Annotated in this window: 15 protein-coding genes and 1 pseudogene; 10 read left to right on the top strand and 6 right to left on the bottom strand. The window is 44.2% G+C overall.

Going from position 1 to position 21768, the window contains the following annotated elements; translation table 11 throughout:
- Window positions 1-23 precede the first annotated feature (23 nt).
- Entirely contained in the window at window positions 24-2894 is a 2871-nt protein-coding gene (locus AB4329_RS04495; protein ID WP_372137715.1) for a hypothetical protein, read from the top strand.
- Between the two features lie 163 nt (window positions 2895-3057).
- On the opposite strand, the gene AB4329_RS04490 is transcribed toward AB4329_RS04495, so the two are convergent.
- The 4 genes from AB4329_RS04490 to AB4329_RS04475 all read right to left on the bottom strand — a co-directional run bounded on the left by AB4329_RS04490 (window position 3058) and on the right by AB4329_RS04475 (window position 6236).
- Window positions 3058-3735 (bottom strand): ABC transporter permease, encoded by a 678-nt coding sequence (locus AB4329_RS04490; RefSeq protein ID WP_017062123.1) that lies wholly within the window; start codon window positions 3733-3735, stop codon window positions 3058-3060.
- 2 nt (window positions 3736-3737) lie between these two features.
- Complete coding sequence (locus AB4329_RS04485) at window positions 3738-4478, bottom strand: ABC transporter permease (RefSeq protein ID WP_017062124.1); 741 nt, start codon at window positions 4476-4478, stop codon at window positions 3738-3740.
- A gap of 79 nt (window positions 4479-4557) precedes the next feature.
- Window positions 4558-5328, bottom strand: coding sequence for an ABC transporter substrate-binding protein (locus AB4329_RS04480; protein ID WP_010437364.1), 771 nt, complete (start codon window positions 5326-5328; stop codon window positions 4558-4560).
- A 137-nt stretch (window positions 5329-5465) separates the two neighbouring features.
- On the bottom strand, window positions 5466-6236 hold the full coding sequence (locus AB4329_RS04475; protein WP_004736532.1) for an ABC transporter ATP-binding protein: 771 nt from the start codon (window positions 6234-6236) through the stop codon (window positions 5466-5468).
- A 799-nt stretch (window positions 6237-7035) separates the two neighbouring features.
- Here AB4329_RS04475 and AB4329_RS04470 point away from each other — a divergent pair.
- The 5 genes from AB4329_RS04470 (at window position 7036) to AB4329_RS04450 (ending at window position 13978) form a co-directional block, all read left to right on the top strand.
- Window positions 7036-8577 (top strand): DUF3360 family protein, encoded by a 1542-nt coding sequence (locus AB4329_RS04470; RefSeq protein ID WP_016767646.1) that lies wholly within the window; start codon window positions 7036-7038, stop codon window positions 8575-8577.
- Between the two features lie 307 nt (window positions 8578-8884).
- Window positions 8885-11161, top strand: coding sequence for a formate C-acetyltransferase (pflB, locus tag AB4329_RS04465; RefSeq protein ID WP_102427865.1), 2277 nt, complete (start codon window positions 8885-8887; stop codon window positions 11159-11161).
- 200 nt (window positions 11162-11361) lie between these two features.
- The gene (locus tag AB4329_RS04460) at window positions 11362-12351 is read left to right on the top strand and encodes a lipid A deacylase LpxR family protein (RefSeq protein WP_102332498.1); all 990 of its coding nucleotides are present in this window, start codon (window positions 11362-11364) and stop codon (window positions 12349-12351) included.
- Between the two features lie 164 nt (window positions 12352-12515).
- Window positions 12516-13256, top strand: coding sequence for a pyruvate formate lyase 1-activating protein (gene pflA, locus AB4329_RS04455; RefSeq protein WP_010437353.1), 741 nt, complete (start codon window positions 12516-12518; stop codon window positions 13254-13256).
- Window positions 13257-13477: 221 nt separating this feature from the next.
- The gene (locus AB4329_RS04450) at window positions 13478-13978 is read left to right on the top strand and encodes a YfbU family protein (RefSeq protein ID WP_372137714.1); all 501 of its coding nucleotides are present in this window, start codon (window positions 13478-13480) and stop codon (window positions 13976-13978) included.
- Between the two features lie 108 nt (window positions 13979-14086).
- Here AB4329_RS04450 and AB4329_RS04445 read toward each other — a convergent pair.
- A pseudogene (locus AB4329_RS04445) lies at window positions 14087-14227 on the bottom strand (MipA/OmpV family protein); the annotation flags it as partial.
- 379 nt (window positions 14228-14606) lie between these two features.
- Here AB4329_RS04445 and AB4329_RS04440 point away from each other — a divergent pair.
- The 3 genes from AB4329_RS04440 to AB4329_RS04430 all read left to right on the top strand — a co-directional run bounded on the left by AB4329_RS04440 (window position 14607) and on the right by AB4329_RS04430 (window position 19514).
- Window positions 14607-16541 carry a PrkA family serine protein kinase gene (locus AB4329_RS04440; RefSeq protein ID WP_017062132.1) on the top strand — a complete coding sequence of 645 codons (1935 nt, stop codon included), beginning with the start codon at window positions 14607-14609 and terminating at the stop codon, window positions 16539-16541.
- Window positions 16542-16668: 127 nt separating this feature from the next.
- Window positions 16669-17940, top strand: a complete 1272-nt coding sequence (locus AB4329_RS04435) for a YeaH/YhbH family protein (RefSeq protein WP_017062133.1) — start codon at window positions 16669-16671, stop codon at window positions 17938-17940.
- An 11-nt stretch (window positions 17941-17951) separates the two neighbouring features.
- A complete protein-coding gene (locus AB4329_RS04430) occupies window positions 17952-19514 on the top strand; it encodes a SpoVR family protein (RefSeq protein ID WP_050634858.1) in 1563 nt (520 codons plus the stop codon).
- Window positions 19515-19658: 144 nt separating this feature from the next.
- Here the strand turns inward: AB4329_RS04430 and sohB are convergent, their stop codons facing one another.
- Entirely contained in the window at window positions 19659-20726 is a 1068-nt protein-coding gene (sohB, locus tag AB4329_RS04425; protein WP_065583981.1) for a protease SohB, read from the bottom strand.
- 137 nt (window positions 20727-20863) lie between these two features.
- Here sohB and AB4329_RS04420 point away from each other — a divergent pair, with 137 nt between their 5' ends.
- On the top strand, window positions 20864-21604 hold the full coding sequence (locus tag AB4329_RS04420) for a YciK family oxidoreductase (protein WP_017062135.1): 741 nt from the start codon (window positions 20864-20866) through the stop codon (window positions 21602-21604).
- Window positions 21605-21768: the final 164 nt, after the last annotated feature.

The following is a 21768-nucleotide window of genomic DNA, read 5'->3' as shown; positions in this document are numbered from 1 at the left end:
GAATGATATGTGAGGAAAAAACGATGGCAGAAGTAACCAATACAGCAGCAGGACTGAAAAGTAATGGTAGCAATGATACCAATATACTAGTAGATGGTCCTAACCTCCCCACCCCAGAATCTAGAGATGTCAACAATGACCTTTCTAACCTCAGCGGCGATAACCTCGAAGTACGAGCCGGTAAAGGCGACGACATTGTGCATGCCGGCAGCGGCGATGACTTTATCGCTGCTGGACGTGGATCGGACACAATTAAAGCAGGTGCCGGAAACGATGTGGTTGAAGCTTGGAATCATTCGCTCAATGCTGGTGATGAAGCCGGCGTTAACCGCGATTTAAGCGCGGCACGCGATAAAGATTTAGAAGCGCTAGGAGAAGAGTGTGTTGACGACATTGTGGTTGCAGGTGCCGGTGATGATTATGTTGAAGGCGGTGCGAACAATGACATTATTTATGGTGACAGAGGCGCTGGTGCAGAATTTGGCGAAAACCTAATCAGCGATGGTGATTTTGAAGCTTTTGACCTTGGCAATACATGGGGAACAGCGCCAAGCGCCGGTGCATGGAACGCCGAGGTTGGCAGTATCGAGATTCAAGAACAACTGCATGGCGGTGTCCCAGCTGATGGTTACGGGACTGATATCGCCAGTGGTCACTTCCTAGAATTAGACTCGCATGGCGCGAATTCAAATTCAACCGTCTCCCAAACATTTACGGTCGATGACGACGGTATATATCAACTCGATTTTTCCTACGCTTTCCGTAATAAAGGAGGCGATAGCACCACCGCTCCTTTCACAGTCCAAATAATGGCGGGCACCGACGTTGTATTCGAGAAGTCTTTCCAAGACATTGACGGCGTCGATGATGATTGGGATCTGTTTAGCGAAGATGTCGATCTCTCTTCAGGAAATTACTCACTCAATTTTATTGCCGACGGCGCAGAAGACACCTTTGGGGCTCTGATTGATAATGTGTCATTGAAGCAGGTACTGCATAACGATGTGCTCATTGGTGATAACGGGCCAGACGCTGCAAATGAAGGCGCCGCTGGGAACGACTTGATTCGAGGCGGTAAAGGGAATGACGTAATTATCGGCGATAACTTTGAAGCGCTGTCGTTTAACGAAGGAACCGGCGAGTTTGAATTAGCGGAGCCAACGACATCCGTCGACCTATCAGCAAATTCAACCGCCTACAACGCTGATGGATCTGTCGGTACCGTTGATACAGGTAATGCAAGTTCTGGCGGTACAGGTTATGGGGTAGATGGCGCAGCAGAGGCTGGCGTGCTTGCTCAAATTGGCTTCAGCTACGACGGCGGTTCTGGTGAAGGTGCATCAGAGATGTTTTCTGTCAGCTTAGACGAACATACAATGATTGCTAAAGTCGGTATATCCAACCTCTACTTAAATGAAGGCGACAATGGCGTAGATGAGGCTGGCCATTGGGCAGCATATCGAGAAGGTATTCTGGTCGCTGAGGGCGATTTCATTGCGAGCGATTTAGCGGATGGCAATAACAACAGCGGTTATCTAAACATCGGTCCTGATGAGACTGGCTTTAAAGCCTTTGATGAACTTCAGTTTACTGCCGTTGGTCCTGCATTTGACAAAAACGGAGACGCTAATGCCGATTCAAGTGACTACTACGTCACTTCTGTTACCACCGATGGCCTAACGGGTGACGGAACCGATATATTGCGCGGTGGTCGTGGGGACGATGTCATTCTTGGTGGTGACAACGCCAAAGGTGGCATACCTGAACTCGATCCTGAGACGGGTTACTACGATGTAAGTAGCTTCAGAGGGACTATTGACGTCACTATGGAAGGCACCGAAGCGGGCTTCGAAAATTCGTTTGGTTACTTCACAAAAGACAGTGAAGGCAATGTAAACGCTGAAGTCATTTGGGGGAATGTGAAAGATCACCTTCCAAACTCTGAAGCTGGCAACAGCTTTAGTCTCGATTTGGGGCACTGTGATGATTGCGTTGATACGCTCGGGTTCTTCATTATCCCAGATGGCGGGAATGACGGTTTCGTCTCAGGCGAAAGTATCACAATTGACTTAAACACTCAACAAGCGACCAGCTCTAACAATAGTGACCACCCCTTCTTGCTGGGCGTACAAGATTTAGTCGGTAGTAACGGCAACCTTACCTTAGATGTTAGCGGCATTAACAACTTCAATCCGGGTACAGAACTCGGAAATCAGTTCTGGAATGACAACCCTGGCGGTGATGGTGACTTCGATGATGTGGTAACCACCGTTGAAATCGACGACCAACCAGAGCAATTGTTTGGTGGTAAAGGCGATGATTGGCTTGATGGCGGAGACGGAATCGACCATATCAAAGGCGGTAAAGGCGATGACATCATCATTGGTGGTGGTGGTGCAGACGAAATCCGTGCTGGTAAAGGCAACGATACAGTAGCCTTTGATGCAGAGGATACTCTAATTCATGGTGGTAAAGGGTTCGATGTACTGGTCGCCAATGACCCTGGTGGTGTCGATATCGACATGTCGAAGGGGTCAAACATCAATGGGTTTGAAGCAGTCATAGGGGGAGACTCAGCTAATGACAAACTGACTATTTCTCTAGGTAAAACCTTCAATCAAAACCATGACCTTGATGGTAATAGAGCAAAGAACGACGACCAAGTTGCTGAATTCTTTGCTTTAGGAATTGAAGATATCGACGCAAGTCATCTTCAAGGATTCCAATACCAAACCGCAACATCAGTGACGCTAGACCAAGATATGCAAGATAAACTTGGACTCGATGGAACTGAAACGATTACCGCTTATAGCTTCACCAAAGGAGGCAAAGAAGTCATCATCTACACTGATGCATCCTTTGATGGTGATTTCATTGGCGTTAATGAAGTTTAATTGCTTTTTGAACTAGTAAATCAGAAACAAAGTTAAAGGACTTATTGCTTGTGTAATAAGTCCTTTTTGCTTCAAAGAGCTACTCAACTAATTCCTATACAAACCCTAAATAAGAACGGCGCTCAATGAGCGCCGTTTTGTTAACTGTGTGAATACCGTGCAATTAGCTAAGGGGTCTTAGATAAGCAAGGAAACGCTTCTCTGCGAATTTGAAAATCGCGATGATGATGAACGTTAGTGCCATGTAGAACAGACCTGCCGTTAGGAAAGACTCGAATGGGGCATAGTAACGAGAGTTAACCAAACGAGCTGCACCGGTTAGATCCATAATGGTTACGATACCAGCTACCGCAGAGCCGTGAAGCATGAAGATAACTTCGTTACTGTAAGCCGGTAATGCACGACGTAGAGCACTTGGTAAGATGATACGACGGTAAGTCTTAGGTGTGCTCATGCCGTAAGCTTTTGCTGCTTCCACTTCACCTTTCGGTAAGCCATTAATCGCACCGCGAATGATCTCAGCAGTATAAGCTGACGTGTTAAGGATGAATGCCACCAAAGCACAGAACCACGCGTTTTCCCATAATGTGTCTTTCACTGGGAAGAATTGGTCCATACCGTAGTAAATCAGGTACAGCTGAACCAGTAATGGCGTACCACGGAAGAAATAGATGAATGACCAAGCCGGAGCATTAATCAGCATATTTGGACTGTTACGAGCGATAGCTAGTGGTATGGCGACGAATAAGCCAATGATCAAAGCAACGCAAACCATCCAAGCCGTTGTCCATAAACCACCAAGGTAAATCGGCAGGCTTTCAATTATCAATGAAAAGTCCATAACTACCTCGCGTGGATACTGAATTTACGTTCAACCAGCTTAAGTAAGCCCGTTGAAACACTGGTGAAGAATAAGAAGATAATCGCCACAGTCATGTAGAAAGTGAATGGCATTTTGGTTGAACCCGCCGCCAGTGCACTAACACGTACCATGTCTTCTAGGCCAATAATCGAAACCAGCGCAGTGGTTTTAAGTAATACCAGCCAGTTATTCCCAAAACCCGGTAATGCGTGACGAATCATCTGCGGTAGCAGTATGCGGTGAAACGCCTTTACAGGGCTCATACCATAAGCTTTTGCCGCTTCCATTTCACCGCTGTCGACAGCCATGATGGCACCACGGAACGTTTCTGCCATATAGGCACCGAAAATAAAGCCTATGGTTAAGACACCAGCAACAAATGGGCTGACATCAATATAATCAGGTAAGTAAGCGGTCCATTCGTGGTTAGGATCACTGGATGCAAACCACTCGTTGAGCCACTCGTTGATGGAATACAAACTGTTGTTTAAAAGGATTTGTCCACCAAAGAAAATCAGCATCATCAGTACGAGATCTGGAATGCCTCGAATGACGGTTGTGTAGAGGGTTGCAATAGCACGAGCCCAGCGATAAGGCGCGAGTTTTGCTAAGGCACCTAGCATACCAAGAACCATAGCTAAAATTAGCGACAGCAAGGCAACTTCGATTGTGAGCACCGCCCCTTTCAGGATCGACGCTTCATATCCTTGTAAATCAAACATAATGGATTCCAACAGAACTGCGAAAAAGTTGGTAAGACAGGGAGAGGAGAACCTCTCCCTTAAGAATTGACGCTAAAGATTACTGACCGTATACGTCGTAGTTGAAGTATTTAGCCGCGATATCTTGGTAGATGCCTTTTTCACGTAGTGAAAGGATTGCCGCATCTAATTGCTTAGTCAGATCTTTGTCTTGCTTACGTAGAGCAATACCAAAACCTTCACCGAACCACTTAGGATCCGTTAGAGAGGGGCCAACAAACTCGTAGTCTTCACCACCAGCTTTGTTCAGCACGCCTTCTTCTAGAGCAGATGCATCACCTAGTACAGCAGCAACACGACCGTTTGCTAGATCAAGGTAAGCTTCGTCGAATGAACCGTAACGAACGATCTCTACTGTATCGCCGTAGTTGTCTGTTAGGTATTTATCGTGAGTTGTTGCACGTTGAACTGCAATCTTTTGACCGCTTAGATCATCAAAGTTAAGGCCTGCACCTTTCTTAGCGATGAACTTGTTTGGGATAAGTGCGTATTTACCAGTGAAGTCGATTTTTTTCTTACGCTCTTCCGTGATAGACATTGCCGCGATGATCGCATCATATTTACGAGCAAGTAGAGAAGGAATGATACCATCCCAGTCTTGTGCAACGATCTTACACTGCACCTGCATTTCAGTACAAAGTGCGTTAGCCATATCGACATCGAAGCCTTTCAGTGACCCGTCAGCTTCTGTCCAGCTAAATGGAGGGTAAGCACCTTCAATACCAAAGCGTACTGTTTTCCATTCTTTTGCTTGAGCTACGCCCGTTGCAGCAGTTGCAGCAAGTGCCGCGACTAATAACCACTTTTTCATATCCCTACTCCTGTGATTTAGGTTTTTATGTTTTGCTAGTTTTAATATTGTGTTTGTTGTTGCTTATTAACTTACTTGTTGTGTTTTATTGTTCACACCGTCGCTGTTTACCGTTGGCAACGGCGTTTCAATTCTGATTAGTAAATCGATGAGATAAATTGTTGTAAACGTTCAGATTCAGGTTCCGTAAACAGTTTAGCTGGATCGCCCTGTTCTTCCACTAGACCTTGGTGCAGGAACATCACATGGTTTGATACGTCACGAGCAAAAGCCATTTCATGTGTTACCACAAGCATGGTTCTTCCTTCTTCTGCTAGATCTCGCATTACACCGAGTACTTCCCCTACTAACTCAGGGTCAAGTGCTGATGTTGGCTCATCAAACAGCATCACTTCCGGATCAACCGCTAACGCTCGAGCAATTGCCGCTCGTTGTTGTTGTCCACCGGATAAATGACCTGGGTAGTAATCTTTGCGCTCATACAAGCCTACTTTTTTAAGTAGTAGTTCTGCATTTTCAATCGCTTGAGCTTTAGGTACACCTAATACGTGAACGGGTGCTTCGATAACATTTTCGAGAACGGTCAGGTGAGACCAAAGATTGAAGCCTTGAAAAACCATCGCTAAGCGTGAACGGATACGCTGTACTTGTTTTTCGTTGGCAGGAACAGATACGCCTTGGCGGTTGTTTTTCATTTGAATTAATTCGCCATTAACCCAAATCTCGCCTGCAGTTGGTGTCTCTAAAAGGTTGATACATCTAAGGAAAGTACTTTTACCCGACCCTGAAGATCCGATAATCGATACAACATCGCCTTTATGCGCAGAAAGTGAAATTCCCTTTAAAACTTCATTTTGACCAAACGTTTTGTGTAGATCCTTTATGTCCAGCGCTGGTACATCTTTCATGCGCTTTCTCTCCCAAGTTTGTGAAAATGCAAGGTACTCCGACCTTTTCATGCGATACAAACTAGCACCACACGAAACAACATGCAACAAATTATTAACCTGATAAATTGGAATAAATAGCGATTCACTCTGACTTATTATGCAAAAGGTAGCGTTTTCGCCTCAATTTAATGAATGAGTTCTATCAATAAGCTGCAATTACACCCCTTACATTGTTTAAATAAAGTTAATCAAAATGAGATTCACGTAGCTTGATGTCTCACAAGAAAAACAAGTTTTGTGAACTTAGATACGCCGAGATCTGCAAAATATAATCTGCACGCTCAACACTACATACACACCGTAAGGCACAATTATTTTAAGGTTATTACATTGTAAGCATTTCACTCGGAACAGTTGGGAAGCAAGTAATAGTGAAATAACTCAGTAAGAATTGAGTATTGAACTCGAGCCATGACGACAAAGGCTCGAAGAAGATAGGTAAACGTCAATTTGTGAAAACTAATTACACGATTCATCAATGGGAAGTTAATGAATCGCTGCGTTTTGTAGCTTTCTTTCACATATACTCATAAAGTGATCAAGATCAATCACCCTAAAGGGTAAGCTTGTTAGACTCCTCAGCAAAGAATAAGGCATTAAAAATGCCAAACATTTCTTTTAACTTAGCTGCATAAAGCACAGCAAAACCGTGCAACATAATGTTAATGAGTTATAACTAAGAAATAACGCAATTACGCAATTACGCGAACTTATAGAATTCAATTTTAGAATTACTAACAAAAAATATGAGGAATCTATGTCAGACGTTGTCAATAATGCGAACTCTGAAGTAGAAGAGAAAAGCTATAAAGAGCTACACCGTCCTGCTTCTGAATTTGAGAGCCGCTCAGATTATCTAGATCACGAACTTCAAATCATGAAGCCTCGCCGCTTCGGTTTAAACCTTCCAGGTCGTGACTTCCGCTTTGAACTTGAAGATCTTGTTCCTGCACTTGCTGGTACTATTGGTATCATTGCGATGTACTCTGCAGTAATGATGTCGTGGGCTGATGGCCTAACTCAAGCTTGGGATCACGTAAACCTAGGTAAAGACTTCGCAATTGAAGTCGCTCGTGTAGAAATGCTTATTCCTGCACTACTGTTTTGTATCCTTGCTTCTGGTTTCTTTAACCCTAAAGCAAACCTTGCCGGCAACCACGGCCCAATGATCCCTCTTATCGGTACCATCGCTCTCGCTGGTGCTCACCCTCTTGCATTGGCCATCCTGATCGGTGTGTTCGGTCTCATCCTAAGTTTCCTAAAAGGCGGATCTAAACTTGTTAACCTAACTTCTGAAGGTACAGCAGGTGGCTTGCTCATATTCTTAGGCTTAACCGGTACCATGAGCCAAATCAACTCAATTCAAGCATGGGCGGTTGGTCTTCAATCTTCTACTGTTGAAGCGGGTAGCATGGGTTACGTGGGTCTTATCGTTCTTGCTATTACTATTGCTATCTACGCTTTCTTAGCAAAAGTGAACAAGCGTTGGTTAGCTATTCCAGTTTGTGCGTTTACAGGCCTTGCTATTGCATTAGCATTAGGCGCTGGTTTCGATATCGTGTTCGAAACTGAAATGGGCATTCCAAACCTAAACCCAGTTTACTGGTGGGGTTCGACTTCTGAAGGTTGGATGCTTGGCTTGCCAAATGTTGAGCACTTCATCGCTTCGCTACCGTTCGCTATTCTTGCAGTAGCAATGTGGTCACCAGACTTCCTAGGTCACCGTATCTTCCAAGAGCTGAACTACCCTAAACGTTCTGAAAAAGTTCTGATGGACGTAGATGACACAATGACGATGTGTTCTGTTCGTCAAATGGTCGGTACTGCAGTAGGTGGTGGTAACATCACATCTTCTTGGGGTACTTACATGATCCCAGCAGCAATCGCGAAACGTCCAATTCCTGGCGGCGCAATCTTGCTTGGCTCTCTATGTATTATTGTTGCGATTCTTGGCTTCCCAATGGACGTAGCAGTATGGCCACCAGTGATGCGTGTTGCGCTACTTGTAGGTGTATCTCTACCTCTACTTGAAGCGGGTATGCAGATGGTTAAAGATTCAAAAGACTCTCAAGCAGCTGGTATCTGTATCTTCGGTTCAGCGGTTGTTAACCCAGTATTAGCATGGGCACTGACTATGCTTCTAGATAATAACGGTCTAATTGGTGATAAAGAGCGTGCGAAGCGTCTATCATTTGTAGATAAGATTGTTATCCCAGTTGGCGTTTTAGTTATCTGTCTGGTAGCAATGCTTGCAGTTGGTATGCTAGAAAGTCAATATGGCCTAAAAGCTTGGCTATAATGGTCCTTACTACACAAAAGTAGTATTAGGATTAAAAAAAAGTTTGGGTGGCAACCCCTGCCACTCAAATTTTTTCAACTTTTTTTGGCATTTATTGATTTAGTTTAAGGTTTACAGAAATTTTTTAGCGTAGTCTTGAATTCATAGAGTAAAGACAACATATAAAAGGTAGTGACAATATATATAACCATATGACGCTTATATGCTCATATATATTGTTATTAATAAGAGTGTACTACCCTTACGAGGGGCGCTGGCTCAACAGTGTTAATGTACGTATTTTTTCTACTAAAAAGGTAGGTATGTCATGGCAGAGCAATTTGCTAAAGCTTGGGAAGATTTTGCTGCAGGTGAGTGGCAAAGCGAAGTAAACGTTCGTGATTTCATTCAAAAGAACTACACGCCGTATGAAGGCGACGAGTCTTTCCTAGTTTCTGAGGGTACTGAAGCAACTAACAAGCTTTGGTCTTCGGTAATGGAAGGTATCAAACAGGAAAACGCAACTAAAGCACCTGTAGATTTCGATACTTCTGTTATCTCTACCATTACTGCTCACGATGCAGGTTACATTGAGAAAGATCTTGAGACTATCGTTGGTCTACAAACTGAGAAGCCACTAAAACGTGCAATCATCCCTAACGGTGGTGTGCGTATGGTTGAAGGTTCTTGTAAAGCATACGGTGAAACTCTTGACCCAATGGTTTCAAAAATCTACTCAGAATACCGCAAAACACACAATGCTGGCGTTTTCGATATCTACACTCCTGATATCCTAAAATGTCGTAAGTCTGGTGTTCTGACTGGTCTTCCTGATGCTTACGGCCGTGGTCGTATCATTGGTGACTACCGTCGTGTTGCACTTTACGGTATTGATTTCCTAATGAAAGACAAAGCGGCTCAATTCGCTTCTCTACAAGAGCGTTTCGAGAACGGCGAAGATCTTTCTGCAACAATGCAATTGCGTGAAGAGATCTCTGAGCAACATCGTGCTCTAGGTCAAATCAAGCAAATGGCTGAGAAATACGGTTTCGATATCTCTGAGCCAGCTCAAACAGCTCAAGAAGCTATCCAGTGGACTTACTTCGGCTACCTAGCTGCTGTTAAATCTCAAAACGGTGCTGCAATGTCTCTAGGTCGTACTTCGACTTTCCTAGACATCTACATCGAGCGTGATATCGCTGCTGGCAAGATCACTGAAGAACAAGCACAAGAAATGATCGACCACTTCGTAATGAAACTGCGTATGGTTCGTTTCCTACGTACTCCTGAGTACGATGAGCTGTTCTCTGGCGACCCAATCTGGGCAACAGAGTCTATGGGTGGTATGGGTATCGACGGTCGTACGCTAGTAACGCGTTCGAACTTCCGTTTCCTAAACTCTCTATACACTATGGGTCCTTCTCCAGAGCCAAACATCACTGTTCTTTGGTCTGAGCAACTACCTGACGGCTTCAAGCGTTTCTGTGCGAAGGTATCTATCGATACTTCTTCTATCCAGTACGAAAATGATGACCTAATGCGTCCTGACCTAGAGTCTGATGATTACGCTATCGCTTGTTGTGTATCTCCAATGATCGTTGGTAAGCAAATGCAGTTCTTCGGTGCTCGTGCTAACCTTGCGAAAACAATGCTTTACGCAATCAACGGCGGTGTGGACGAGAAACTTAAGATGCAAGTTGGTCCTGTTTCAGACAAGATCACTGACGAAGTTCTTAACTACGATGACGTAATGGGTCGCCTAGACACATTCATGGACTGGTTAGCTAAGCAATACGTGACTGCACTAAACAGCATTCACTACATGCACGACAAGTACAGCTACGAAGCGTCTCTAATGGCTCTTCATGACCGTGACGTTCGTCGTACTATGGCTTGTGGTATCGCTGGTCTATCTGTTGCAGCTGACTCACTATCTGCAATCAAGTTCGCGACTGTTAAACCAATCCGTGACGAAGATGGCATCGCAACTGACTTCGAAATTGAAGGCGATTACCCTAAATACGGTAATAACGACTCTCGTGTAGATGATATTGCTTGTGAACTAGTTTCTACGTTCATGAACAAGATCCGTAAGCTTAAGACTTACCGTAACTCTATCCCTACACAGTCAGTTCTTACTATCACGTCTAACGTGGTTTACGGTAAGAAAACAGGTAACACTCCAGACGGTCGTCGTGCTGGCGCTCCTTTCGCTCCTGGTGCAAACCCAATGCACGGTCGTGATGAGAAAGGCGCTGTAGCTTCACTAACGTCTGTAGGTAAACTACCGTTTGCTGACGCACAAGATGGTATCTCTTACACGTTCTCTATCGTGCCAAACGCACTAGGTAAAGAACAAGACAGCCAACGTGCTAACCTTGCAGGCCTAATGGATGGTTACTTCCACCACGAAGCTGGCATTGAAGGTGGTCAACACCTTAACGTTAACGTTCTTAACCGCGAAACTCTTGAAGACGCAGTTAAGCACCCTGAGAAATACCCTCAGCTAACAATCCGTGTATCTGGTTACGCTGTTCGCTTTAACTCTCTAACTGCAGAGCAACAAGCTGACGTAATCGCACGTACATTTACTGAATCTCTATAAGCTCACGCTCAATAGACAGTAAATAATATTAGCCTCGCCAATGTGCGGGGCTTTTTTATATCTGAAATAAATCGCACTACACTCACCTATCCCGCGAAATGTTAGGTTGAGCAAAAAAGCACCCTGCCATTCACTTTTTTTCCACAAATTCTGTCAAATTACGGTAATATCGCGGTTCATAATTTAAGAGTAACTGCTCCATGAAATACCTGCGTTGTTTACCCCTGATTCTTCTCTCTTTCTCATCTTTAGCCTCTGAGCGTTCTACGTTAACTTTTGCTTTAGATAATGATGGTATTTTTGGTGTCGACCAAGACTATACCAACGGCTTATTTCTGGGTTACACATCATCAAGTATTACGCCATATAACTGGGTAAAACCATTGAGTCTTTCCTACTGGGGCGCAAGCTCTCTAGACAAGTGGGAAATCACCATTGGCCACAAGATGTATACGCCTTCTGACATTGAGTTAGAAACGCCATCGCCTAATGATCGCCCATACGCAGGTTACCTTCACACTGAATTCAATTACATCAGCTTAAACCCACAGCAAGCCCAGCGTTTTAATATCACGTTTGGTACTACGGGCGAACGTGCACTGTCTGAAGATGCTCAAAAGCTGGTTCACTCAATCACTAAGTCGGATGAGCCGATGGGTTGGGAATACCAAGTCGATGATGAATGGGCGGGAAGCGTTGGTTACCTAAGCCATTTCAACCTAATGCGTAATCAAGCTCTTGCGAATACTGACTACGAAATCTCTAACGTTTCTGAAATCAACGTCGGTAACTTTAGAAGTGATATCTCGACTGGTTTTATGTTCCGTTGGGGTACGGACTTAGGCGGTAACTTTGGTGCAGCTAACATCACCACAGAAAACCCATTCAAACCTGGCATGATCGGCGCATCAAACGCTGGTTGGTTTACCTATGCCGGCCTTGAAGGTCGCTACCGATTCAACGACCTGACTATCGAAGGCGATCGTTCTGAAATCGAAGATAATTGGCCGAATCCAGAACAATACGATGTGACTTTAGAGAACATTCAGGCTACTGCTGTGCTTGGTGTGGCTTGGTATAACCAATACGTTGGTGCCTCTTTCGCGCTAACCGCAAAAACACCGGATTACGAAGAAGCGAAAGAGTCAGTGTACACCACTGGCGGTATCACAATGTTTGCTTTCTTCTAGCCACCAGTAAGGGCTTTCGTCCTTTACTTTTCAAGTTTAATAAAGGCAATCATCTTCACAGGTGGTTGCCTTTATTTTTAAAGGTCTCGTTACCATTTGACCCTATTTTATGTACCGTTTTTGTAATAAAATAAACGGTATAAATTCCTCTACGAGAATAGCTCATGTCTACAACTGGTCGCATTCACTCATTCGAATCTTGTGGTACTGTCGATGGCCCTGGTATCCGCTTTATTGTGTTTCTTCAAGGCTGCTTAATGCGTTGTATGTACTGTCATAACCGTGATACATGGGATCTTCATGACGGAAAGGAAGTAACGGTCGAAGAGATCATCAACGAAGCAAAATCATACCGTCATTTCATGAAAGCATCGGGCGGTGGTATCACCTGTTCTGGTGGTGAAGCGATGCTACAACCTGAGTTTGTTCGTGACTTTTTCCGCGCAGCTCAAGCTGAAGGCATCCACACTTGTCTTGATACTAATGGCTACATTCGTAAGCACACTGAAGTGGTTGATGAAGTCCTAGAAGCCTCTGATCTAGTTATGTTGGATCTTAAGCACATGCGAGATGAGATTCACCACGATTTCATTGGTGTATCAAACAGACGTACTCTGGATTTCGCACGCTACTTACACAAAATCGGTAAGAAGACGTGGATTCGTTATGTGATTGTCCCTGGCTACACGGACACACCTGAAGATGCTCATCTGCTAGGCGAATTCATCAAAGACATGGATAACATCGAGAAAGTAGAACTGCTTCCATACCATAAGCTTGGTGCACATAAGTGGGAAGCACTTGGTTTTGACTACCCTCTTGAAGGTACAAACCCGCCAAGCAAAGAGAAAATGGACGAGATTGTTGCTGTTCTTAGCCAGTACCATTCAAACGTAAAATACTAATCTAGACTGACGTTCATAGTGATTTCAAGCGCCTCAATTTCGATTGGGGCGTTTTCTTTTCTAGCGCTAACTATCCTTTCACTTTTCTTTACAACTTTTGTTTATCAATTAAAAAAATCATATTAAATCCGTGTTGAGATCATGTTTCCACGCGTAGGAATGCTGTTACTCTTACTGCAACAAAAGAATATAACATTTAGTTTTTTAGTGAGGCTCATCCCATGGAAATGACCAATGCTCAGCGTCTAATTCTATCAAATCAATACTACATAATGTCTCAAATGAACCCTGAGAACTCGGCGAAATACCAGCGTCTACAAACGATTGTAGAACGTGGTTACGAACTCCAAATGCGTGAACTTAACAAAGAGTTTGGTTGTTTGACTGAAGCAGAATGTCGCGAAATTATCGACATCATGGAGATGTACCATGCAATGCAAGAGTCGAACAAAATGCTTGCAGAACAAGAGCGTGCTGAAGTAGACCAACGTCGCCTGCAGTTCTTAGGTTTTGATATCGCTTCTGAAGCGCAGATCGTACACTACGTGCGTTTCCTTGTTGATTCTGAAGGTCTTTACCCTCAATTCGACAAAGCCGATCACCACTTCAATAGCCAGATGCCAATGCTAGAGAAGTACCGTCGCATGCTAACAACATGGCGCAACTGCCCTCGTCAGTACCACCTATGTGCGACAGAGCTATCTCAAATCTTTAGCGCTTAATTCGTTAATAGATCAGCGATAACTTTTAAAAAGTTTCAAGAAAAAGGGTTACTCATCATGAGTAACCCTTTTTTTAATGTTCGCACACAAAGAGAAAAACCAAAGCAACTAGAAAACGTAAGCAACACCAACGTTCGCGGCCATGTTGATACCACTTTCAAGTATTGGGCTATTCTCTATATCACCTTCAAGGTTGGTATAACGAACGCCACCAGTTACTCGAACATTTGGCGTAACATGCAGATAGCCACTATTTTGAACCCATTATTCTTCACTACATCTACCTATTTATTGAGCAATTTTTGATAACTTAGCGCATTATATGGTACTCCATTCCAAGAATCAATAGAGCCCAGTTATACATCTAATGCACATAAATCCATTGTGAGTATTGTTAAGCGACCTAAAATCTCAAAACAAACGGCCAGATCCCCTCGAATGTAAAATAATTTGATTCTACGCGCCTCAAGTTGCCTATTGCGCTCGCCACGTTTTTCACACGCAAAATTGTAAATAAATACATAATTGTTAAGCAAAATTGTGGAAGCGGGTCTAACCTTAAAATGTAGGGAGAGCCTATTTTTCAATCGCTCGTCAGTTTTGACTGGTTAACAAGGGGAATGTGACTATGAGTATCTTTGACCACTATCAATCACGTTATGAAGCAGCCAAGGAAGAAGAGCTGACATTGCAGGAGTTCTTAGGGCTGTGTAAAGACGATAAAAGTGCTTACGCTAATGCTGCCGAGCGCTTATTACTAGCCATTGGCGAACCAGAGGTTATTGACACTGCTCAAGACCCTCAACTGAGTCGTATTTTCTCAAACCGTGTCATCTCACGCTACAGCGAATTTAAAGATTTCTACGGTATGGAAGATGCGATTGAACAGATTGTTTCTTACTTAAAACATGCTGCGCAAGGTTTAGAAGAACGTAAACAAATCCTTTACCTACTTGGCCCTGTGGGCGGTGGTAAATCTTCTCTCGCTGAAAAACTCAAAGCCCTGATGCAGAAACTACCAATCTATGTATTGTCTGCTGACGGTGAACGAAGCCCAGTAAACGATCACCCATTCTGTCTATTCGACGTTAACGAAGACGGCGACTTATTGAAGAATGAATATGGCATTGAGAAACGCTATCTTCGCTCAATTATGTCTCCGTGGGCAGCGAAACGTCTGCACGATTTTGGCGGTGATATTTCCAAATTCAAAGTCATCAAACTGCGCCCTTCTATTCTCGATCAAGTTGCGATCGCGAAAACGGAGCCAGGTGATGAAAACAACCAAGATATCTCGTCTCTGGTTGGTAAAGTTGATATTCGTAAACTTGAACACTTCTCTCAAGATGATCCTGATGCCTACAGCTACTCTGGTGCGCTTTGTAAAGCCAACCAAGGTGTGATGGAATTCGTGGAGATGTTCAAAGCGCCAATCAAAGTATTACACCCTCTACTTACGGCAACACAAGAAGGTAACTTCAACGGTACCGAAGGGCTTTCTGCACTGCCATTTGACGGTATGATTCTCGCTCACTCGAACGAATCTGAGTGGCAGACCTTCCGTAACAACAAAAACAACGAAGCATTCCTCGACCGTGTGTACATTGTAAAAGTCCCTTACTGTCTGCGTGTGTCTGAAGAAGTTAAGATCTACAAGAAACTGCTTGAGCACAGTGAGCTATCCCAAGCGCCTTGCTCACCAAGCACACTCGATCTGCTATCGCAATTCAGCATTCTTTCGAGACTAAAAGAGCCTGAAAACTCATCTCTATTCTCTAAGATGCGTGTTTACGATGGTGAGACTCTAAAAGACACCGATCCAAAAGCGAAGAGCTACCAAGAGTACCGAGATTATGCTGGCGTTGACGAAGGCATGTCTGGGCTATCAACGCGTTTCGCCTTTAAGATCCTGTCTCGTGTGTTTAACTTCGACCAAGCCGAAGTGGCCGCGAACCCAGTGCACCTGTTCTACGTTATTGAGCAGCAAATCGAACGGGAGCAGTTCCCTCAAGAGACCGCCGAGAAGTACCTAGAGTTCTTGAAAGGATACCTAGTGCCACGCTACGTAGAGTTCATCGGTAAAGAAATTCAAACCGCTTATCTAGAGTCTTACTCTGAGTACGGTCAGAATATCTTCGACCGCTATGTCACCTACGCAGATTTCTGGATTCAAGACCAAGAGTACCGCGACCCAGAAACAGGCCAACTATTTGACCGTGCTTCTCTGAATGGTGAACTAGAGAAAATCGAGAAGACAGCCGGTATCAGTAACCCTAAAGACTTCCGAAATGAGATTGTGAACTTTGTGCTTCGTGCCAAAGCCAACAATAACGGTCAAAACCCAGTGTGGACGAGCTACGAGAAACTGCGCACTGTGATTGAGAAGAAAATGTTCTCTAACACAGAAGAGCTACTTCCTGTTATTTCGTTCAATGCTAAGACCTCAACGGATGATCAGAAAAAACATGACGACTTCGTTGCTCGTATGATGGAAAAAGGCTACACCGAGAAGCAAGTGAGACTGCTATCTGAGTGGTACCTAAGAGTTCGTAAATCCTCATAACTAAACGGTATTGAGCTGCTCAACTGAGCAGCTCGTATAAACCAATAACTTTTATACCTTAGTAAATCGATAACTCTTATACCCGAATAAAAAGTAGGATCGCGACATCAGCTGAGAGGGAGTTCTTATGGCACAATTTATCGATCGGAGGCTCAATGGCAAAAATAAGAGTGCTGTGAATAGACAGCGTTTCTTACGACGCCATAAAGAGCAAATCAAAGAATCTGTGGCCGATGCAGTTAACCGACGCTCAATCACCAATACAGAAACAGGTGAAGACGTCACTATTCCCCATAAAGACATCAAAGAGCCGAACTTTCACCAAGGTCAAGGCGGCGTAAGAGAGCGCGTTCACCCAGGTAATGATCAGTTCATCACTGGCGATAAAATCGAACGCCCTAAAGGTGGTGGTCAAGGTGGTGGCTCAGGCCAAGGCGACGCAAGCCCTGATGGCGAAGGCCAAGATGAATTTACCTTCCAAATTTCAAAAGATGAGTATCTTGATATTCTCTTTGAAGATTTAGCTCTACCTAATCTAGAGAAAAATCAGGTCAACAAAATCACCGAATGGAAAACTCACCGCTCTGGTTACCAAAGCGCGGGGATTCCATCCAACATCGCTATCGTTCGTTCACTACAGCAATCTCTGGCTCGTAGAACCGCGATGACAGCAGGTAAAAAGCGCGAGCTTAACCTACTGATGGAACAGCTTGACCAAGTTAAAATGACGGAGCCGGCACAACCTTTTGAGGAAGGTCGCCTCAAAGAAGAGATTGCCGAGTTACGTAAAAAGATTGAAAGCGTGCCGTTCATTGACACCTTCGACTTACGTTTTAAAAACTATGAGAAGCGCCCTATTCCATCTAGCCAAGCCGTGATGTTCTGTCTGATGGATGTGTCCGGCTCTATGGATCAGGCCACAAAAGATATTGCGAAGCGCTTTTATGTCCTTCTGTACCTGTTCCTAAACCGCACCTACGAAAACGTCGATGTTGTGTTTATTCGTCACCATACTCAGGCTAAAGAAGTTGATGAACATGAGTTTTTCTACTCACAAGAAACCGGCGGCACCATTGTTTCTAGTGCACTGAAGCTGATGAAGGAAATTGTCGCAGACCGCTACCCTGCGAATGAGTGGAACATCTATGCTGCACAAGCCTCTGATGGCGATAACTGGGCTGATGACTCGCCTCGTTGTAAAGAGTTACTGGTCAATACGCTTCTGCCAACTTGCCAATATTACTCTTACATCGAAATAACACGCCGCTCTCATCAAACGCTTTGGCACGAATACGAAAAACTCGAGAGTAGCTTTGACAACTTCGCCATGAAAAACATTAAAACGGTGGATGATATTTTTCCTGTGTTTAGAGAACTGTTCCAGAAAGAGACAGCGTAAGGGAGTTTGCCATGACAGCGAAATCAAACGTTGCAGAGAAAGACAAAGCTGCAAAAAAGAAAAACGACAAGATGCTGCCTGATGGTCCAGATTGGACATTCAACCTCTTGGAGAAATACCACGTAGAAATTAAGCGTGTGGCGCAGCATTACCGTTTAGACACTTACCCAAACCAGATTGAAGTGATTACTTCAGAACAGATGATGGATGCCTACTCGAGCATTGGTATGCCGATAAATTACAACCACTGGTCTTTTGGTAAGAAATTCATTCAAACCGAGCAAAACTACAAGCATGGCCAAATGGGCTTGGCATACGAAATCGTAATCAACTCCGATCCGTGTATCGCTTACCTGATGGAAGAGAACACGGTCACAATGCAGGCGCTGGTAATGGCTCACGCTTGTTATGGCCACAACTCTTTCTTTAAAGGCAACTACCTGTTCCAAACATGGACCGATGCCAGTTCCATCATCGATTACTTGTTGTTTGCTAAGAAGTACATCAGTGGTTGTGAAGAGAAATATGGTGTTGCTGAAGTCGAGCAGCTCCTTGATTCTTGTCACGCACTGATGAATTACGGCGTAGACCGATACAAACGCCCTGAGAAGATTTCCATTGCAGAAGAGACAGCAAGACAAGAAGAACGCGAAGCTTATCTGCAATCTCAAGTGAATGAGCTATGGCGAACCGTTCCTCAAAATAAAAGTAAGGAAGAAGAGACCAAGATCCGCTTTCCTAGCGAGCCTCAAGAAAACATTCTCTACTTTATCGAGAAGAACGCACCACTGCTTGAACCTTGGCAACGAGAGTGTGTTCGCATCGTTCGCAAAGTGAGCCAATACTTCTACCCTCAAAAACAAACTCAAGTGATGAACGAAGGCTGGGCAACCTTCTGGCATTACACCATTCTTAACCACCTTTACGACGAAGGCTTGGTGAGTGATAAGTTCATCTTAGAATTCCTACACAGCCATACCAGTGTCGTCGCACAACCTGCCTACAACAGTCCTTATTTCAGCGGGATAAACCCTTATGCGCTTGGCTTTGCGATGTTTAGAGACATCCGACGCATCTGTGAAGAGCCAACCGATGAAGATAGAGAGTGGTTCCCTGAGTTAGCCGGAAGTGATTGGTTAGAAGCGGTGCACTTTGCGATGCACAACTTCAAAGATGAAAGTTTCATCAGCCAATACCTTTCTCCAAAAATCATTCGAGACTTTAAGCTGTTCTCTGTACTCGACGACGACCGTAAAAATACCATTGAGGTGAGTGCTATTCATGATGATCCGGGCTATCGCCTGATTCGTGAGAAGCTTGCGGCGCAATACAACCTAAGTAACCTTGAACCAAACATTCAGGTGTTTAATGTCGATGTTCGTGGTGACCGCTCAATGACACTGCAATATGTGCCTCACGACCGCATCCCGCTTGATAAAGGCTACGACGAAGTGATGAAGCATCTCTATCGCTTGTGGGGCTTTGATGTGATTTTGGAAGAGCTCAAAGACACGGGTCATCGAGAAATCCTGACGACTTGTCCGAAACGCAATGACTATGGAGCCAAGATTTAATACCCATCATAGTAAGTAGATTATGGGTATAAAACTCCGCTCCCCCTACAACATAGTGGTCACCCGCTCGGAAGTGGAGCAATAAAAAAGCGCATAAGTCTGATGACTTATGCGCTTTCTTTTTAAGGCTCGAACTAAATAAGCTTAAACAATCGGCTTTTGACCGCGTTCAATCAGCTTCATCAGCACGCTGTCTGCAGATTTACCTGCCACGCCAGCTAGCTTGTCTGACAGCTTTTTCTTCTGTACATAGTGAATCGCTAGAACCGTCTTGTCTTTGCATGCTTCAACAACTAAGTCATCAGAAGTACGGATCTCATCCACCAGCCCAAGTTCATGTGCTTGTGTACCAAACCAGTGCTCACCCGTTGCAACCTTATCAAGGTCTAGCGCTGGACGATGGTCACGAATGAAGTCTTTGAATAAGCCGTGTGTCTCTTCTAGCTCTTCTTTGAACTTCTCACGTGCTTTATCGCTGTTCTCACCAAACATAGTCAGTGTGCGCTTGTACTCACCCGCAGTTAGCTGTTCAAACTCAATGTCGTGCTTTTTAAGCAGTTTATTGAAGTTTGGTAGTTGAGCAATCACGCCAATAGAACCAACGATAGCAAAAGGTGCTGATACGATTTTGTCTGCGATACATGCCATCATGTAACCACCGCTTGCTGCTACTTTGTCTACCGAGATAATCAAAGGCAGGCCAGCCGCTTTGATACGATCAAGTTGAGAAGACGCCAGACCATAGCCATGAACCATGCCACCGCCAGATTCAAGTTTCAGCAATACTTCATCACCTTCACGAGCCACAGCCAGAACCGCCGTTACCTCTTCACGTAATGAAGCCACTTCTTTCGCATCAATGCTGCCGTTAAAATCAAGAACGAATAGATGTGGTTCACGCTTGCTATCAAGCTCACCCTCTTTCGCTGCTTTCTTCACTTCTTTACCGCGTGATTTTACTTTCTCTTTTTCCGCTTTCTTTTCTGCTTTATCACGGGCTTTGATGAAAGCATCATCGTGTAGATGGTGCTCTAATTGTTCAATCGTCTGTTTATGGTGTTCAGATAGGTTCGTGATTTCCAGCTCACCTTTAATCGCGCTTGATTTTCCACCCACAGATTTAGCAATGACTAAAATTGCAATGATGGCGATTACAACGGTCGCAATCTTGGCTAAAAACAAGCCGTAGTCCAACAAAAATTCCAATGTCATATCCCCTATTGTATGAATTAGTGTATTGTAACCATCTTGTCACGATTACCAAGAATTTCTCATCATTCCTGCGGTTATCTGTGTGATTAAACATCAATGGAATGACGAACATAATAAAAGAAAGAAGGATAAGCACAGTGGATTACCCAATCTCTACAGATGCCCTCAAAGATAAAGTAATTTTGGTTACAGGTGCCGGTGCTGGCATTGGTCGCCAAGCTGCACTAAGCTTCGCTCAACATGGCGCAACTGTCATTCTGTTAGGCCGCAATGTTAAAAACCTAGAATTCATTTACGATGAAATCGAAAGCGCTGGTTACCCGCAGCCTGCAATTATCCCATTGGATTTAAAAGGTGCGACAAAGCAGAACTACGTTGATATGGCTGAAACCATTCAATCACAGTTCGGTCGTTTAGACGGCCTACTTCATAATGCTGGCGTTCTTGGCACTCTGAGCCCGTTTGAGCAGATTGATGAAGAAACCTTTGATGATGTTATGCAGATCAATGTGAAGTCTGAGTTCTTGATGACTCAAGCTCTGCTACCTGCACTTAAAAAAGCAGAAGCAGGTCGTATCGTATTCACCTCTTCTACCGTTGGTCACTCTGGCCGTGCATTCTGGGGCACTTACGCGATTTCTAAGTTTGCTACCGAAGGGATGATGCAGATCTTAGCGGATGAGCTTGAAGACACAAACATCCGTGTTAATGCGATCAACCCAGGTGGTACTCAAACACGTATGCGTGCAAAAGCGTACCCAGGTGAAGATGCGAACAAGCTGAAAACGCCACTCGACATCATCCCACTGTACCTACACTTAATGAACCCAAGTGTGACAGACATTAATGGCCAATGTATCGATGCTCAACCTAAGTAACTGATATCATTGACCAATAGTAAAAAGTCGCTTCCATAGCGGCTTTTTTTGTATCTAAATCAATCAACTAACACTGATACCAATCGTAGTAAATAACTGGTCATCCTAGCTTGTTAAAACACTCGATAACGGCGTTAGAAATTTTGATTGTAGAATAACTACTT

The organism is Vibrio sp. 10N.261.54.A5 (assembly GCF_041471145.1).
GTDB lineage: Bacteria > Pseudomonadota > Gammaproteobacteria > Enterobacterales > Vibrionaceae > Vibrio > Vibrio crassostreae_C.
The sequence above is the reverse complement of the archived record's forward strand: the minus strand, read 5'-3'. Positions and strand labels throughout refer to the sequence as shown.

Coding starts and splice junctions, on each gene's coding strand:
- AB4329_RS04495 (WP_372137715.1), top strand. CDS start 24: ATGGCAGAAGTAACCAATACAGCAGCAGGACTGAAAAGTAATGGTAGC.
- AB4329_RS04490 (WP_017062123.1), bottom strand. CDS start 3,735: ATGGACTTTTCATTGATAATTGAAAGCCTGCCGATTTACCTTGGTGGT.
- AB4329_RS04485 (WP_017062124.1), bottom strand. CDS start 4,478: ATGTTTGATTTACAAGGATATGAAGCGTCGATCCTGAAAGGGGCGGTG.
- AB4329_RS04480 (WP_010437364.1), bottom strand. CDS start 5,328: ATGAAAAAGTGGTTATTAGTCGCGGCACTTGCTGCAACTGCTGCAACG.
- AB4329_RS04475 (WP_004736532.1), bottom strand. CDS start 6,236: ATGAAAGATGTACCAGCGCTGGACATAAAGGATCTACACAAAACGTTT.
- AB4329_RS04470 (WP_016767646.1), top strand. CDS start 7,036: ATGTCAGACGTTGTCAATAATGCGAACTCTGAAGTAGAAGAGAAAAGC.
- pflB (WP_102427865.1), top strand. CDS start 8,885: ATGGCAGAGCAATTTGCTAAAGCTTGGGAAGATTTTGCTGCAGGTGAG.
- AB4329_RS04460 (WP_102332498.1), top strand. CDS start 11,362: ATGAAATACCTGCGTTGTTTACCCCTGATTCTTCTCTCTTTCTCATCT.
- pflA (WP_010437353.1), top strand. CDS start 12,516: ATGTCTACAACTGGTCGCATTCACTCATTCGAATCTTGTGGTACTGTC.
- AB4329_RS04450 (WP_372137714.1), top strand. CDS start 13,478: ATGGAAATGACCAATGCTCAGCGTCTAATTCTATCAAATCAATACTAC.
- AB4329_RS04440 (WP_017062132.1), top strand. CDS start 14,607: ATGAGTATCTTTGACCACTATCAATCACGTTATGAAGCAGCCAAGGAA.
- AB4329_RS04435 (WP_017062133.1), top strand. CDS start 16,669: ATGGCACAATTTATCGATCGGAGGCTCAATGGCAAAAATAAGAGTGCT.
- AB4329_RS04430 (WP_050634858.1), top strand. CDS start 17,952: ATGACAGCGAAATCAAACGTTGCAGAGAAAGACAAAGCTGCAAAAAAG.
- sohB (WP_065583981.1), bottom strand. CDS start 20,726: ATGACATTGGAATTTTTGTTGGACTACGGCTTGTTTTTAGCCAAGATT.